This is a genomic window from Actinopolyspora mzabensis (assembly GCF_900101095.1).
In the GTDB taxonomy this organism is placed as follows: Bacteria; Actinomycetota; Actinomycetes; order Mycobacteriales; family Pseudonocardiaceae; genus Actinopolyspora; species Actinopolyspora mzabensis.
Genome location: NZ_FNFM01000009.1, coordinates 59,001 through 73,693 on the forward strand (window position 1 = coordinate 59,001; position 14,693 = coordinate 73,693).

A 14,693-nucleotide genomic window follows, 5' to 3' on the forward strand; every position below is an offset into this window, starting at 1 on the left:
CGGCTTCGATCGCCCCGGCCGTGAATCGCTTACTGCGAGATGGGCTTCGCGGGCACGTAGCCCGAGGAACTCATCACCGGGCAGAGCGGCTCACCATCGCGGTGACTCCACTCCGGAAGTCCCTCGGCCGTGAGCTGCGGAGTCGCTTTGGTGGGCGGAGTGTTGATCGCTTCCTCTTCGCACTCCGGGCAGATCCACTTCGCGGCCATGTTCAACCTTTCCTTCCTGGAAAACTGGGGTGGAGGCTCAGAGACGGCGGGTGCTTGGCGGCTTCGGCCGTCTCCGAGGAGGTCAGAGTCCGAGGAGGTGCTTCCCGGACTCGGTGAGTACAGCTCGCGCGCGGGCTCCGCCGATCGCGGAACCGCCCGGTTCGAGCAACCCGTCGTGCGCCAGGTGGTGAGCCGTGACCTGGTCACAGCAGCAGGCTCCGTCCACGAACAGGTCGGGTTCGCTGCCCTGGCTCATCTCGACCCGGCCCTCGGCGACCGCGCGCAGCGTCGCGCGTTCCCGGTGGTTGAGCTCAGCGCTCGTGCGGGACACTGGAATCACTCCTTCCGGTTTCCTGATCGGTTGGGGTGGACGGCTCGGGGCGGTGGGTGCTTGGCGGCTTCGGCCGCCCCGAGTCGGGATCTGCGTTGCTCGGGTGGCAGTGCGGGCAGCGCGCCCAGCGGCCGTCCGAGCGTTCGACCGTCCGGCTGGGCTCGTCGCAGCTCCCGCACCACTCCGGCCGTTGCGGTGGTGCGGTGTCCGCGACGGGTTCCGGCAGATCGTCGAGCCGTGCGGTGAGCACGGCGGCCGGTGACTTCACGCCCTCCGGGTTCGCGCCGAGGTAGTGCGCGAGCCGTTGACTGGACCAGCCCGCGGCCAGCGCCTGGACCACTTTCGGTGCGATCCGCTCGCGCTGTCGCGGCGTCAGCGGCCACGAACCCCCGAGCCCGTCGAGCACGGCGTCGATGTCGGTTTCCGCCTCCTCGTGTTTCCCGGATTCCGCCGCGCGCGAGCCGGTGGAGGGTTCCAGGACGGTTCCGGGTGGTTCGGGCGGCACAGCTGTGCCGGGGGTGGGGTGGCGTGGCTGTGCCACCCCTGGGGCGGCAGCGGTGCCACCGGTGGCGTTCTGCCGGGGGTGGCGTTTCGCCGGGGGTGTGGACAATTGTTGTCCCATCAGGAGGGTGTAGCGGTTGGCCTCCCTTCCGCCGCGCTTGTCGATGTGCAGCTGCCCCTGGTCGGAGAGCTTGCGCAGGATGCGTTGCACCGTGCGCTCGTCCAACCGGGTCTTGCGGGCGAGCGTGCTGATCGAGGGGAAGGCGTTCGCGCCGTCGTCGGCGGCGTTGTCGGCGATCGCCAGCAACATCAGCAGCTCCGTTCCCTTGGTCGGGGAGTTGTCCCAGACCCACGTCATGACCTTGATGCTCATTCGGTCCTCGGGTTCACACGAGTGCGGTCAGCAGGGCGGCGACGAACAACCACAGCCAGTGCCAGGACTGGTCGAGCACGTAGGCACCGGTTCCCAGCGACGGGTTGTCGTCCTTGCCCTCCCTCGGGGAGCCGAGCGCGTAGAAGCCGCCCTGTCCCACCGCTCCCGCGAGTCGCCGCAACGTCCATCGGCGGTCGGCCCAGTAGTGGGTGAGCGCCGAGACCAGCTGGCCCACCGCGAACCCGGCGGGGGTTATCGGGAGCCCGAGCAGAGTCCACAACAGGCCGACGAACCCCGCGGTCACCGCGGTGTAGCCGGCGACGTGGTTCGCGCAGGCCAGCTGCCCTTGCCTGCCCGGAAGTCCTTTGCTGCTCGCCTGGTGCGAGGTCTGCACCCAGTGGTCGGCCACGTGGTGGGCCACCAGCAGCGCCGGAAGGGTCGCCGCGAACGTCAGCGCCGTCTCCGCGTCGGCCGCGATCATGCCGCTGCCTCCGGCACGTAGTCGGCGGCGTCGATCACGGACTGGTTCGCCACCGCTGCCTCGGTCATCTCGTTGACGGCGCGCATCGGAACGAAGACACGGGCGCGGATGCGCACGGCCGGGAACTCGCCGGCGTTGATGGCCCGGTAGAGCGATACCGGTGAGATGCCGAAGATCCTGGCCGCCTGCGGAACGCTGTAGTACTGCCGTTCCGGCGGACGGGTGGTCCGAGTGTTCACCGTTGGCTTCATGTGTTGCGTCTCCTTCCTGTGAAGCAACCACATGCACAAGGTGCACCAGGTGCATATTGTTTGTCAACGAGGGTGCGCCGCCTCGATGTGATGAACTAGGGGGGTAGGTGCTGTTTACGGCGACGGAGGCCGAGTTGACCTCGAACGAAGCACGCCCGATGTATCGGCGGCTCGCCGACGATCTTCGCGGTCAGATCACCAGGGGCGATCTACCGGTTGGTGGTGAGCTTCCGTCGACCTCTCGCTTGATGGAGAGCTACGGGGTCTCGATCACCGTCGTACGTGCTGCCGTTCGCGAGCTCCGCAGCGAGGGAGTGGTCGTTGGACAGCCAGGCAAGGGGGTCTACGTTCAGCGGGTACCCGAATCCCCTGCTGACAGCGATGACTACGCCGAGATCAAACAGCAGATCGACACTCTGCGCGACGCTCTCCAGGATGCCGTTCAGGAACTCGATCAACGGCTGTCCCGCTTGGAACAGAGCGTCGATCAGGATCGACCGAACGAGTGATGGCAGTCAATCGGTCGTGTAGTTCCGAGGTACGAGCCTCCAGCTCCCTGCGAAGCTGATCCAACTCCGCGGCTATTTCCCGCCGCTGTTCCGTGGTCAAGTTCAAAGCGGACTCCAAAGTGGCTTCACTAACGTCGATGTCTTGAGTTTCTCTTCTGGTGACACCGGACAACAGGGCACACTCGGGGGCACACTTGTGCACTCGGGAGCTTCCGGGGAGTAGTGACTGATGGCAGCGAACGAGCGACTCGCGTCATTGATGCGAGAAGCCGGCTTTCTCGCGCCGGACGGCTCGATCGGCCGGAAAGTCCTCGCACGGGCGGTGACTCGTGAGGCTCACAGCAGGGGAATCGATCGCTCGTACAACCACACCTACGTGAAGCGGTGGCTCGACGGGGTAGTTCCTCGCGACCAGCGGACACGGGAGTGCGTGGCTGCGGCTCTGGCGACGAGGCTCGGTCGAGGTGTGACGCCCGAGGAGATCGGTTTCGGCCGTGGTGAGTCCGTCTCCGCAGATCTGGGGCTGCGGTACGAGGAAGAGGTTTCCAAAGGAATCGAGGCCGTCACACGGTTGTGGCAGGTCGACCTGGAAGAAGTCCGTGGGATCGTCGACGCAGGGACGAACTCGGCCGCCTGGAACGAGGTCTCGCTGAACTGGTTGGTCGGGCACCGGTCCCCGTGGCGTGGAAGTTCTGCCAGTCCCACAAAGGTCGGCTCCGCCGACATAGAGCGGCTGCGTAGCACCACGGACCTCTTCGCTCGGATGGACAACCAGTACGGCGGTGGTCATGCCCGGCGCTCACTGATCGAGTTTCTTCGCAACGATGTAAGTTCGCTGCTGAAAGGCAGCTACACGATGGAGAGTGGCCGACAGCTCTTCTCCGCGGCCGCTGAGTCGACGTTGCTGGCGGCGTGGATGTCCTACGACGCCGGAGTCCACGGATTGGCACAGCGGTACTTCATCCAGGCGCTACGGCTGGCTGAGGAAGGCGAGGACCGGTGGCTCGCCGGAAGCGTGCTCGACGCGATGAGCCATCAGGCCACGTTCCTCGGCCGGTTCAAGGAAGCCGCCAATCTCGCGCGTGCCGCACGGATGGGAACGAGCGGCACCGCCACGCCGACGTTGACCGCGCACTTCCACATGATGGAGGCGAGAGCGTTCGCGCGGTTGGGGGATGCTTCGGCCTGTGATTCGGCGATGTCGGCCGCTGTGACGGAGTTCGAGCGCCGAATCCCTGGAGAGGGACCGGACTTCCTAGACTACTTCGACGACGCCGAGCTCGCCGCGGAGTTCGGGCACTGCAATCGCGATCTCGGCCGTGCCGTGGATGCGAGTACGTACGCCACGCAGTCGCTCGGCGAAGCCAACGGTGAGTACCTGCGCAGCGACTTCTTCGCGACGATGGTGCTGGCCGATGCCTTCCTCGACCAGGGCGAGGCCGAGAGGGCGTGCGAGGTGGCGTTGCGGGCGCTCGACATCGGGGAACGGTTGAAGTCGGCACGCTGCGGGGTCTACGTGGCCGAGTTCCGACAGCGGCTGGACAAGTTGGGCGACAGTCCGGTGGTGCGCGATTTCAAGGAACAGGCGGCCGAGACCTCGCTGTGGACGCCGGGTCAGTAGGGTGCCCAGTCCCGGCGGCTAGCTCCGGTTCGCATGTCGTCGACGCGGTTGTGGACCTCGGCGGCGCTGCGTGCGTCGTCGCCGGCTTTCTGGCTGAGCCAGATGGTCATGAGCACTTCCCGGATGGCGGCCAGATCGTGGTAGCCGGGCCATTCGAGCAGGTCGTAGCCGTAGATGCCGACGAAGGTCTCGTACTCCTCGCGGGTGTGCCAGCCGAACCGGTCGTAGTACATGGCCGTTTGGATCAGGTCCCATTCGCGAGGACCGGTGGCGAAGCCGTCCAGGTCGATGAGTACGGCGTGGCCATCGGATGCCCTGATGACGTTGCCGATGCTCGCGTCGCCGTGTACCGGGCCGCGTGGCAGCACGAACTCCAGTTCGTTCCACTTGCGTCGGGCGTCGGCGAGCCCTTCGTGGAGGAACGCGAGGTCGTCGTCGGAGACGCCGCGGACCTTGGCCAAGCGGGTGTCGGCGCGAACGAACGGGTCGAGTTCGGGAAGTTCCAGCGTCTCTGGAGGATCGAGCCTGTGCAGGTCGCGGATCAGCGTGGCGACCTGGCCGATGTCGCCGTACTCCTCGTGTTCCGACACCGACTCCCACACGGTCGCCACACGACCGTCGACCACGATGGGCTGTTCGACGTCGAGAGCACGCGTAGCCGGATAGCCGGCCGATTCGAGCCACCGCGCCACCCTCACCTCCTTGGCGGCCGCGTCGGCATACCGCGAGGTCCGGGCGATCCGCACGATCACCGGCTCCCGCAACCGGAACACGGCGTTCTCCCCGATCCTGACCAGCTCGGCTCCGGCCGAGTCCAGGCTCGCGCGCTGGCACACCTGCTCCAGAGTCTGAGCGGCGCTCTCGTGAGTGAGCGGTTCGACGGTCTCGGCTGCCTCGCCCTGGCTACGCGTCATACCTCGACCGTATCGTCACTGCAGATCGGAATATGCGTCATGCTGACTGTATGGAGCAGCATGTCGAGTACCGGGGACAGATGGAAATGCAGGTCGCAGTCCTGCCAGCCCGGGCTGTTTACCTGATAAAGGAAGGAAGCACCGAAGGTTTCAGACGAGCAGTCCAAGAGGCAAGTACTCGATGGGGTGGACTTACTGAGCCAATTATCGAGGTATCGCCGGATGGGAATGTGGAATCTGGCTATCGTGACGTCGTAGATGTGTCTAGAGTTGTTGGAGCAGTAAATGTTGATCTGCTCGAAGAGCAGGCCCAAGAAGCAGCCTCTCAGTTGGATCTTAAACACGTCTCTATTAATTGCGTGGATCGAAGTGGGATAACAAGATTCACTTGTCATCCGAGCAGTACAGCTAGAAACGAGTCTAGTTCAGCCCATGTGCTAGCACACCAGAGTGGAAACCTTTGGGAGATTGCTGCTGCTGGAGATTTGACTGACAAAGCATTTGAACAGGCGCAAGAATCCCGTTTTTTTGTTCGTCGCCGTAACACAGTTGACGAGATTGGTCGTGCTCAGGTCGGAATTGGCAGCACGTTGTTGCAACAAACCGAATCTCAAGCAGGACAGTATCACGTCAAGGGGTTACCTGGACAAATGCCAGCCGTGGTGTGGCTTACAGAGCGCGATAATTTTGATGACTGCATCGATTTCTGGAATGTACGTGCTTTGCGTCCCTCGGGGTTTAATGAACCTCCGATGGTTCTTTTGCCTGTCGATGAATTAGAAGATTGGGTCGATTTTAATTGTCAACTACAATCGACCTTGTTTCGGCCGATGCTTTGCAATATCGATGTGATCGTTATTAGCAACGGGGTGGATGTCGATCAATTGGAATACGCAGCTCGTTGGTTGGGATTGAATCCATCCGTAGAAAATATAGAAGTAAGAGAGGAGTGGCCACCTCCAGAGCCACGACAACCTCCGTTTATGTGTAAATTTAATATTGATGTTAGCCAGTTTGTTGGGTTCGAGCGTGAATATGGAAGCATCTATCCGGTAGATGCCCAAGTGTTTCGATCTAATAGTAGAGTGCGTTTTCGTTCGCCTGTGAGATTCTCTGGCGGAGGTCGTTCGCTTCTCCTGTTGTCTGGACAACCATTTGATGGGATTCCGCGACGTTCTATTGCAGCATCCTTGGTAATACGCAACGCTACTTGGCAAGGCGATAGTATTCAAATCGCCACGAATGCGCAAAATAATTACAATTTGAACTTTTCAGTTCCTTCTGTTGAGCAGGTTCGTGATAAGATACTGGAATCTTCGGTTTACGACTATGAGCTTTCTGATAAAGGAAAAATTGGAAGAGGCATCCAGTCTTCCAGTAAACTATCTTCCCTGCTGAAGGGGGGTGTATATGAGGCACTGTCAGAGCTAGTTACTCCTCGATCAAAAACCCTCATGAAAGAAATCAAATCCTGCTTCGACGATAGTGAAATTACTGATAAAATGCGTGATCTTGCATCGCGTTGGGGTGGCAGAACAGAGCGTATATTTCGTCCTGCTACTCAGTTCGAGAAAGTACAGAAAGATATAAGACCCAAGGTTGCAGAAGAACTATGTGCACTAGGGTGGGCAGAGCGAGGCCTGAAAGTTTCTTGCCCTACCTGTAATATACATAGTTTTGTTCCTATTAATAAAGCGGATTCTGTGGCATCCTGTCCCGGGTGCTCATCCGTTGCAAGATATGAGACAGTCCCGTCGGGACCTCTGGTGTTCTATCGGCTCGATAGCTTCATTGATCTAGCTGTGGATCAAGGTGTATTCCCGCACCTGATGGTTATTGCCGCTTTGGAGAAATCTGAACCATTGTCTTCTTTCTTGCCAGGAGTAAATTTATTTTTTGATGAATTTGGTGGTTACGTTGAAGTTGATCTTTTTGGAGTTAGTGGAGGCAAAGTGATGGCTGGCGAAGTCAAAACAAGTGTATCTGAATTTACGAATGAGCGAATTGAGCGCGATGTCGATCTTAGTAAGAATCTAGGTGTAGATGTGCATATTTTGGCATCGGTAGATGTAGTTTCTGAAGATGTTCGCGGTTTTGCGCAGGGTCTATGCGAATCGGCAGGCATCGAACTTTATGTTCTGGATAAAAGTCAGCTTCGTCCTGAGTGAGGTTGGAAAATTAGCGTCAGAAAATGAGAAAGACAGTCAGGTGGAGAAAAATCATGGTTTACGTAGCGCGTTACTCATAGCCGATGGGCAGAAGGTGAAACCGGGGCAACAGCGTCAGGATGTGCTCGATGACCAAGCGCACGAGTGGTTGGCCTTGCGGGAGAGGGGCTGATCAGTAGGTAGACACCCGGCTTGCGGATGGGCTCGGTAGGTGTTGTGGTCGTAGCTTCGGTCGGCGACCAAGATTCGGGGCTTATGGCGTAGTAGCCCCTTCAACCTTGAGACTGGTCTGAGCTTGTCGTTTAACCTGCGCGTTGGTATTTCGCGGTGATGTTGGGGTTCTTGTGGTGATTTTCCTGGGTCGTAGCGGGCAGCAGGGCGTCGGTTCGTGGTTCCGGGTGGGCGCCCTGGTCCGGGGTGGTTGGATTCTGGCGCGCGGGCGGGACAGGCACCTTTCCCACGGAGGTTGCGGAACCCGCGGATGCTGGCTGGGCTGAGGGGCGCTGCGAGCGTGAGGCGCAGTGCCAAGGCTGGGGGTGGTCTTCGGCCAGCCTGCGGGCGAATCGCAGCTGGGTATGGCAGGCGATGATCATCCAGGTCCAACGGTCGGCAGCCGTGGGATCATGGAGCTTCGGGGCGCTCCAGCGCAGGGTTTGTTTGAACAGGTGGAAGGTGTGCTCCAGGTCGAGCCGGCGGACGAAGGCCTGCCAACACTGGTTGACCTCGGCCGCGGAGAGCCCCGTGGCCGAGGACCACAGCCAGACTGGTTTGGGATCTCGATCGCCGGGCAGGGTGCTCAGCCTCCAGCCGGATCACGCCACCTTCGAGCCCCTAGTGGGCCAGCCGGGCCGAGCGATGGGTTCGCCGGGGATGCATACGATCCCATGAGCAGGCTCGAACACAGCCATACCGCAGGGTCTGGTTGTGGTCGTGGTGTCTGGCTGGTGCCAGCTGGTCGGATCGGCGAAGCGGAAATGGCCGCCATGTTTCGGTGGACGGCCGTTCGTACGGGGCAGGCGCGGTGGTGCGGGCCGGTGAAGGACTCAAATCCGAACGCAGTCGCCCGAGCAGCCCCACCGGGAGGTCAGCCAGGAGTAAAGCAAGTCGGGCTAGATCGTAGCCGGCGTCGACGATCACCAGCATGTCCGGATCCTCGAGTTGTTGTTTACCTGTGGTCAGCAACCGGCTGACGATATCATGGATCTGTTCAGTGGTGACCATGGCACCGATCATCATCGGGGCCCAGACGAACCGCATCGAGCATCGCCGTCCACCAAGAAGACACAGGCAGGTATCTTCGGGGTGAAGGGATTCTTGGAGCGGGGGAGATTACATTTTATCCTGGCGATCTCTCTGGGAGTTCAGACAGTGCCGAGGGTAATCTTTGCTATAAGCTGTCCAGTCATGCTTGACTGTTGTACCCTCGGCACAGCCTGATCGGATCACACACAGATTGATGCGGTAATGTTAAATTTCAGCCTGATGCGGGGCTACCAGTTCAAAGTTCGCTGACTGCCAGACGGACCCGTATCGCTCCGGCCCATGTCAAAGCGTCAGCCTCATCGTTTGTCACGGTTACAGCGCAGACTTGCTGGGCCGCGTGCAGAACTTCCGTTGCTTCCGCAGATTCCAGGACTTGATCATAGAGCTTTCGGCCATACTGATAGGCAGAGTCTGGATCAGAGGCGGTTTCCCTCGTCGTTGCGTCGATTAGCACTGCGTCACCAGTGGCAGTGATTGTCCAGTCTTCAGGGGTGCCGGGTTCGTTACGGGCAACCTTATTGAGAAGGGTAACTACCTGCTCAAGTCGAGGATATTGGTCCATAACGACAGCATAGTAAATCAGTCTGACATCCCATACCATCTCATCAACCCGTGCAGTCGACGTTTTCGTTTGCACACGGTTTTCGACTCGTACAAACCCTTCCGAGCGCAGGGTCTCTTGAGTTAGACTGGTCCGCCTCTGATAGTCACCGCCTTCGTATAGGGTCCATTCTGCGAGTTTTCGCCGCTGCGGCCGGCCCTCTCGCTCTCCTCATCCCCGGTCCCTTCTTGGCCCAGCTCGAACGGGCCGAGCCTTCCAGGTATTGCAGTTATATTCTCAGGTCGACACTTCGAGTACAAGGCCATGCATGGTCAGTGAGTTGCCCTGGAGTTCTGATCGGCAACCGTCGCACGTCGACCGCGGGCGACGTCGATGAGTCCTTCCTGCCGGAGCAGCGTGATCGCCCGCTGCACGGTGCCAGTGGAGAGACCGTGGGTGGTGGCGAGGTCGGTGACGGTGGGGAGTTCGTCGCCGGGGGAGTAGGTACCGGTGGTGATGGCGTCGCGGAGTTCGGCGGCGAGGTGTTCGTAGGGGCTGCGGGGCTGGCGGTTGGCGGGCTCGGGTCTGGGGACGGTGTCGGCGATGGTGTTGGCCGCTTTGCGGTCGGCTTCGGTGACCCAGCCGGCGTAGGTGTTCAGCGTGGTCACGCCGCCGTCGACGTGGCCGAGGCGACCTGCCACGGTGCGCAGGTCGGTGCCGTTGGCCAGCAATTCGGTCGCGGAGTAGTGCCGTAGCGCGTGCAGTCGGGTGCTGCGCAGTTCGAGGCGTTGGGCCAGGCGTCGGTAGCGCTGGCTGACGCTGCGGGGCAGCAGCGGAGCGGATCCGTCGGGTTCGGTGCTGAAGACGAACGCGTTGTCGTCGAACCCCGTGCCGAGGGCGGCGCAGTTCGACCGCGCCTGCTCACGGTGGTCCCGCAGCAGCTCGACGGTGTGGGTGTCCAGCGCGATGCGGCGACGCTGCCGCGTCTTGGTGCTCTTCTCCCGGGCACGCTCGCGCGTCTTCGAGTAGCTGCGTTCGATGGACAGCATCCCTGTTGCGAGATCTACATCGCCCCACCGCAGCGCGCACAGCTCACCCCGGCGGCACCCGGTGACCATGGTCAGCCACAGCAGCAGACACCACTGTGGATCCTCCGACGCCTCGCGCAGCAGGCTCGCGGCCTCGGCGGCCGACGGTGGGTCGGGTTCGCTGCGTTCGAACGACGGCGGCTGGGCGATTTCGGCCTGGTTGACCGAGAGGTAGCGCCAGCGCACCGCCCGGTCGAAGGCGGAGCGGAAGATGAAGTGAATCTTGCGCACGGTGTTCGCGGCCAGCGGGGTGCATTCGTGGTCTCTCGCGCGTTTCCCGCCGCACAGGTCCTTGCAGTCCCGCAGCCGGGCGTAGAAGCGCTCCAAGAGCTCTGCGTCGATTTTCGCCGCGGCCGTGGTGCCGAAGGTCGGTTCGATGTAGAGCCGGATCAGGTCCTGGTAGCGCTCGCGGGTGCTGTCCTCGTGCCGCGCGACCTCCAGCCACTGCTCCAGCACCTGCGAGATCGTGACGTTGCTGCGCGGGTGCCGCTTCTCGTCGACCTGCTTCTGCAGTCGGGTCAGCGCCTTCTCGGCCTCGCGGTAGCTGCCGTGGGTCTCCTTGAGGTAGTGCTGCTTGCCCGTCAGCGGATCGACACCGGCATAGACCCGGACGCGGAAGCCGTCGCCACGTTCCTCGATGTTGCCGCGCGAGCGGCGCTTACGAGTCGCCATGGACATCAAGTCTAGGGCAACTTATGCCCACAACCATGCCCACGAACTTCGAACTCTCAACCTCGAAAAGTCGTTTTCGCTGGTCAAACTGTGCGCCCTCGGCAGGATTCGAACCTGCGACACCCGCTTTAGGAGAGCGGTGCTCTATCCCCTGAGCTACGAGGGCCTGTTCGGTTGTAAGCCGGGTCGGTACGTGCCGATCCGCACCAAAGGATACCGGCCCGGTGGGCGTCCCCGACAGCGGCCCCGGTAGTGGCTGTTCTCCGGGTGAACGACACCCGCTGCCGATCTTTTCGGAACGGTGTACGCGTATGGTCGACTTTCCGCTACCGTGTGCGAGACGACGGCACTGGGGTGACCATGACCAACGAGTACCACGGCGACGCACAGCACGTGGTGCAGGCCGCTCGAGTGGAGAGTTTCGAGCAGCACCTGCACTTCCACCGGGCAGAGACCAAGCCTCCCGAGCGCCCGATGAGCATCCCGGCCGAGCCGACGTTGCTGGTCGATCGGGAGTACGAGCATCACACGCTGCACCGCGTCCTCGAACGCTCCTCCGCCGCGAACGGTTCGTCCGACTCCGGTTCCGGTGCCGTCCTGATCGCGCTGTGCGGTCTCAGCGGCATCGGCAAGAGTACGCTCGCGCGGAGTTTCGCCTGGCAGGTGCACGAGCGTTTCGAGGACGGCTTCTGCTACACCGACTGGCACGGCCACCCGGTATCCGGCTCCGCCGAGCTGGCGCGCTCGTGCCTGCGCAAGCTGGGGACGGCCGAACGAGAGCTACCGAGCACTGATCAGGATGCGCTGCAGTTGCTGCGTGACCGCACCCGTGGCCGCAGGATGGGGTTCGTCTTCGACGGACTGGTTCACCCGCGGCAGCTGCTCAAGCTGCGGCTCGCGGCTCCGGAGAGCATGATCCTGTTCACCAGCCAGCACGGCGCGGCCGAATTCTCCTCCGACGGGGTGAGTTCGATCGACCTCGAACCGCTTTCCCGGGACCACGCGATCGAGCTGCTCACACGAATCACCGACACGGACCTGGCCGGTACGGACCCGGACGTCGAACGGCTCGTCGAACGCTGCGGGCACACCCCGTTGGCGCTGGAGTTCGTGGGCAGAAAGATCAGGCGACTCAAGCACTGGACACCGCGCCGCGCGGCCGAGTGGCTCGCCGACCCCGCTCACGGCCGTGAGATGCTGCTCGACAACCCCGAAGTGCGGGACACCCTGGAACTCGCGGTCACCGACCTTCCGGCCGAGCAGGCCGAACTCTACCGGCTGCTCGGCGCGATTCCCTGCCGCACGTTCGACACCGCCACGATCGCCGCGCTGCTCGACACCGATTCCACCCACGCGGCGGATCTGCTCTACGAACTGCACGCGGCCAACCTGGTCCGTGAGTCCGAGCCGGAACGCTTCCACCTGCACGATCTGGTGCGGCTCCACGCGAGCGAACACGCCGGAGCGCTCGATCCGCGGGATACCGAGCGGGCACACCGCCGCCTGGTCACGCGCTACCGCCGAATGGGCGCCCACGCCGATCGGGCGGTAATGGAGCCGAGCAGGCTGCGTGTGGCGGGTGACGAGCACTTGGTTGCCTCCGAGGGGAACCCCTTCACCAAACCCGCCGCGCTGCGCTGGCTGGAGACCGAGTTCGCCAACATCCTCGCGCTGGTCCACCACGCGAGCCGACGCGGTGACCACGAAACCGTACTCGCGCTCTGTGACGGTGCACTGTGGACGCTGCACAACCACCACAAGCACTACGAGGAGACACTGCGAGCCTTCGAGTTGGCGATCGATGCGGCGGATCGGCGGGACGACCGGTCGGCGGGTGCGCGGATGCGGATCCTGCGTACCAGGGTGCTCATGGAGTGCCACCGGTTCGCCGAGGCGCACGCACAGGCCCTCGAAGCGCGGGAGACAGCCGCGAGTACCGGCCACCGTCAGGTGCTCGCCGCTGCCTACGAGTTCCACGGTCGGGTTTACCTGGAGCAGGAGCGCTACGCGCCCGCCGTCGGACTGTTCCGCTCCGCTTGGGAGATCAGCGAGCGACTGGGAAAACCCCGGGGTATGGCTCTGGTGGAGCACTTCCTGGCACAGGCACACAGTGGACTCGGCGAGCAGGAGAAAGCCCTGGAGTTCCTGGAGACCGCGGCGGCGCGGCTGGCGGACTTCCCGAACGACTGGCGCACCTCCGCCAAGGTGAAGCTGACCACCGGAGTGGTCCGACAACGCATGGGACTGCACCGGCAGGCCGTCGAGCAACTGGAACGAGCCGTTGCCGAACTGAGCTCCCACCAGTCCGACGAGGACGACGAGAAGTTGCTGTTCGAGCTGGCCGCGCCGTTCGAGTATCTGGTCCCTTCGCTGCGCGAGCTCGGTGAGCCGGACCGAGCTGAGAAGTGCCTGCGGGAGGCCGTCGCGATCTACGAACGCGCGGGCAGCCCGAAAGCCGAGAGACTACGAGCCGGAACGGCGTGATCGGAGCTTTTCGTTCGTTGCCAGTGGTGTGCTCAGCGGGCGAGCGATCGCGAGGTGAACGGAGCAACCCGCCGCACGTCCGGCCGACTCACTCGGGGACGAACGGATCCACCGGGGGAGCGGTGGCCCGCCACGAGGGCTCGGGAAGGTCCAGCAGTTCGTAGACGACGCGCCGCAACTCGCCCGCCGCCCGGTCGTGATTGGCGAAGGTCTCGGCTGCCAGTTTCTCGTACCCGGGAACCGGGGAAGCCGCCGTGATCTGCTCCTTCAGCTCCGCCGTGCCCGTCAGGTGGCGGGCTCGTTTCCCCAGCTCGTACCTCGGGGTGTTCGTGAGGATCTCCTGAGCTCCGAAACTGCCCAGCAGCAGTCGTTTGCCCAGGGTCGCAGCGTAGAGTCCCAAGGACCCGTGATCGGCCACCACGGTGTCCGCCGCGACCAGGGTGGCCTTCCAGCCCCGGTCCGGCGGTATCAGCACCAGCCCGGCTTCCCTGGCCCGCCGCGTCCACTGCTCGATCTGCCAGGGACCGTGCAGGTCCCAGACGTTCGGATGCAGCACCAGCGCGATCGTGTGGGTCTCGGCGGGTAGGGCTCCCACCAGTTCCGCGGCAAGCTCGGGGCGGCGGGCGAACAGTGCTCGTTCGCCCCAGGTGGAGGTGAGCACGACGAGTTCACGGTCGCCGATTCCCAGCGCATCCCGGTAACTTTTCCGGGCCGGAAGGCTGGCCCGCAGCCGGTCGAAGCAGGGATCGCCGACCACGCCTGCCCGCTCCCGCAACCGCGGGCTTTGCCTGCCGAGCAGGGATAGCTGATCCTGGTGCGTCAGGCAGACCGCGGCGGGAATCGGCTCCCCGTCCCGCAGCAGTTGATCGGGTGAGAGCCCGGCCACCTCCGAGGTGAACCCGCTCGCGGTGGGACGGTGCTTGTGGTGGCCAGCCCCGTGGGAGAGCGTGAGTACCGGCATGTCGAGTTCGTGCAGCGCACCGTTGCCGCTGGGGGAGATCGCCAGATCGAATTCCGCGGTGCTCGCCCGCTGCCACGGGACCACGCGCATCCCGGCCCGCCGGAAGTGGGCGGACAGGTCGCTGTCGAACGCCGATCCCTCGGCACGGGTGAACCGGGTCTCCACGCGGAAGTCGTCGGCGAGCACGGGCAGCACGTCACCGAGCCGGTCCAACGCGGTCAGATTGCGTACGAGCCCCAGCACCCGGCGCCGCACCGGAACAGTGCCCCACGGCTCCCGGCTCCCGGCTCCCGGCTCCCGGCTCCCGGCTCCCGGCTCCCGGCTCC

At 63.1% G+C, this 14,693-nt stretch carries 13 protein-coding genes and 1 tRNA gene; 4 read left to right on the forward strand and 10 right to left on the reverse strand.

Annotated features, from left to right (window positions below):
* Window positions 1-29 precede the first annotated feature (29 nt).
* From BLR41_RS15740 to BLR41_RS15760, 5 genes are all read right to left on the reverse strand, one after another.
* Complete coding sequence (locus BLR41_RS15740; protein ID WP_092629356.1) at window positions 30-209, reverse strand: hypothetical protein; 180 nt, start codon at window positions 207-209, stop codon at window positions 30-32.
* An 82-nt stretch (window positions 210-291) separates the two neighbouring features.
* Window positions 292-540: a hypothetical protein gene (locus BLR41_RS15745; protein WP_092629358.1), complete on the reverse strand. Its 249-nt coding sequence runs from the start codon at window positions 538-540 to the stop codon at window positions 292-294.
* On the reverse strand, window positions 521-1,414 hold the full coding sequence (locus BLR41_RS15750) for a helix-turn-helix domain-containing protein (protein WP_092629360.1): 894 nt from the start codon (window positions 1,412-1,414) through the stop codon (window positions 521-523). Before BLR41_RS15750 ends, BLR41_RS15745 begins: the two co-directional genes overlap by 20 nt.
* A 13-nt stretch (window positions 1,415-1,427) precedes the next feature.
* Window positions 1,428-1,895, reverse strand: coding sequence for a DUF3307 domain-containing protein (locus BLR41_RS15755; protein ID WP_092629361.1), 468 nt, complete (start codon window positions 1,893-1,895; stop codon window positions 1,428-1,430).
* A complete protein-coding gene (locus BLR41_RS15760; protein WP_092629362.1) occupies window positions 1,892-2,146 on the reverse strand; it encodes a helix-turn-helix domain-containing protein in 255 nt (84 codons plus the stop codon). The genes BLR41_RS15755 and BLR41_RS15760 overlap by 4 nt, the downstream gene beginning before the upstream one ends.
* Window positions 2,147-2,280: 134 nt before the next feature.
* Here BLR41_RS15760 and BLR41_RS15765 point away from each other — a divergent pair, with 134 nt between their 5' ends.
* Both BLR41_RS15765 and BLR41_RS15770 read left to right on the forward strand, forming a co-directional pair.
* Window positions 2,281-2,655 (forward strand): winged helix-turn-helix domain-containing protein, encoded by a 375-nt coding sequence (locus tag BLR41_RS15765; RefSeq protein WP_218120174.1) that lies wholly within the window; start codon window positions 2,281-2,283, stop codon window positions 2,653-2,655.
* 229 nt (window positions 2,656-2,884) lie between these two features.
* A complete protein-coding gene (locus BLR41_RS15770; RefSeq protein WP_092629363.1) occupies window positions 2,885-4,276 on the forward strand; it encodes an NsdA family TPR-like regulatory protein in 1,392 nt (463 codons plus the stop codon).
* Here the strand turns inward: BLR41_RS15770 and BLR41_RS15775 are convergent.
* Entirely contained in the window at window positions 4,270-5,190 is a 921-nt protein-coding gene (locus BLR41_RS15775) for a phosphotransferase enzyme family protein (protein ID WP_092629364.1), read from the reverse strand. The genes BLR41_RS15770 and BLR41_RS15775 overlap by 7 nt on opposite strands.
* A 50-nt stretch (window positions 5,191-5,240) precedes the next feature.
* Between BLR41_RS15775 and BLR41_RS22585 the strand changes: the two genes are divergently transcribed.
* On the forward strand, window positions 5,241-7,358 hold the full coding sequence (locus BLR41_RS22585) for a hypothetical protein (protein ID WP_143013102.1): 2,118 nt from the start codon (window positions 5,241-5,243) through the stop codon (window positions 7,356-7,358).
* An 831-nt stretch (window positions 7,359-8,189) separates the two neighbouring features.
* Here BLR41_RS22585 and BLR41_RS22920 read toward each other — a convergent pair.
* The 3 genes from BLR41_RS22920 to BLR41_RS15800 all read right to left on the reverse strand — a co-directional run bounded on the left by BLR41_RS22920 (window position 8,190) and on the right by BLR41_RS15800 (window position 11,088).
* Complete coding sequence (locus BLR41_RS22920; RefSeq protein ID WP_092629367.1) at window positions 8,190-8,615, reverse strand: transposase; 426 nt, start codon at window positions 8,613-8,615, stop codon at window positions 8,190-8,192.
* 879 nt (window positions 8,616-9,494) lie between these two features.
* Complete coding sequence (locus BLR41_RS15795; protein ID WP_218120175.1) at window positions 9,495-10,928, reverse strand: tyrosine-type recombinase/integrase; 1,434 nt, start codon at window positions 10,926-10,928, stop codon at window positions 9,495-9,497.
* Between the two features lie 87 nt (window positions 10,929-11,015).
* Window positions 11,016-11,088, reverse strand: a tRNA-Arg gene (locus BLR41_RS15800).
* A gap of 194 nt (window positions 11,089-11,282) precedes the next feature.
* Between BLR41_RS15800 and BLR41_RS15805 the strand changes: the two genes are divergently transcribed.
* Window positions 11,283-13,406: an NB-ARC domain-containing protein gene (locus tag BLR41_RS15805; RefSeq protein ID WP_092629586.1), complete on the forward strand. Its 2,124-nt coding sequence runs from the start codon at window positions 11,283-11,285 to the stop codon at window positions 13,404-13,406.
* A gap of 88 nt (window positions 13,407-13,494) precedes the next feature.
* Here the strand turns inward: BLR41_RS15805 and BLR41_RS15810 are convergent.
* The coding region (locus BLR41_RS15810; protein WP_245694293.1) for a hypothetical protein at window positions 13,495-14,693 on the reverse strand (1,199 nt) is incomplete at its 5' end.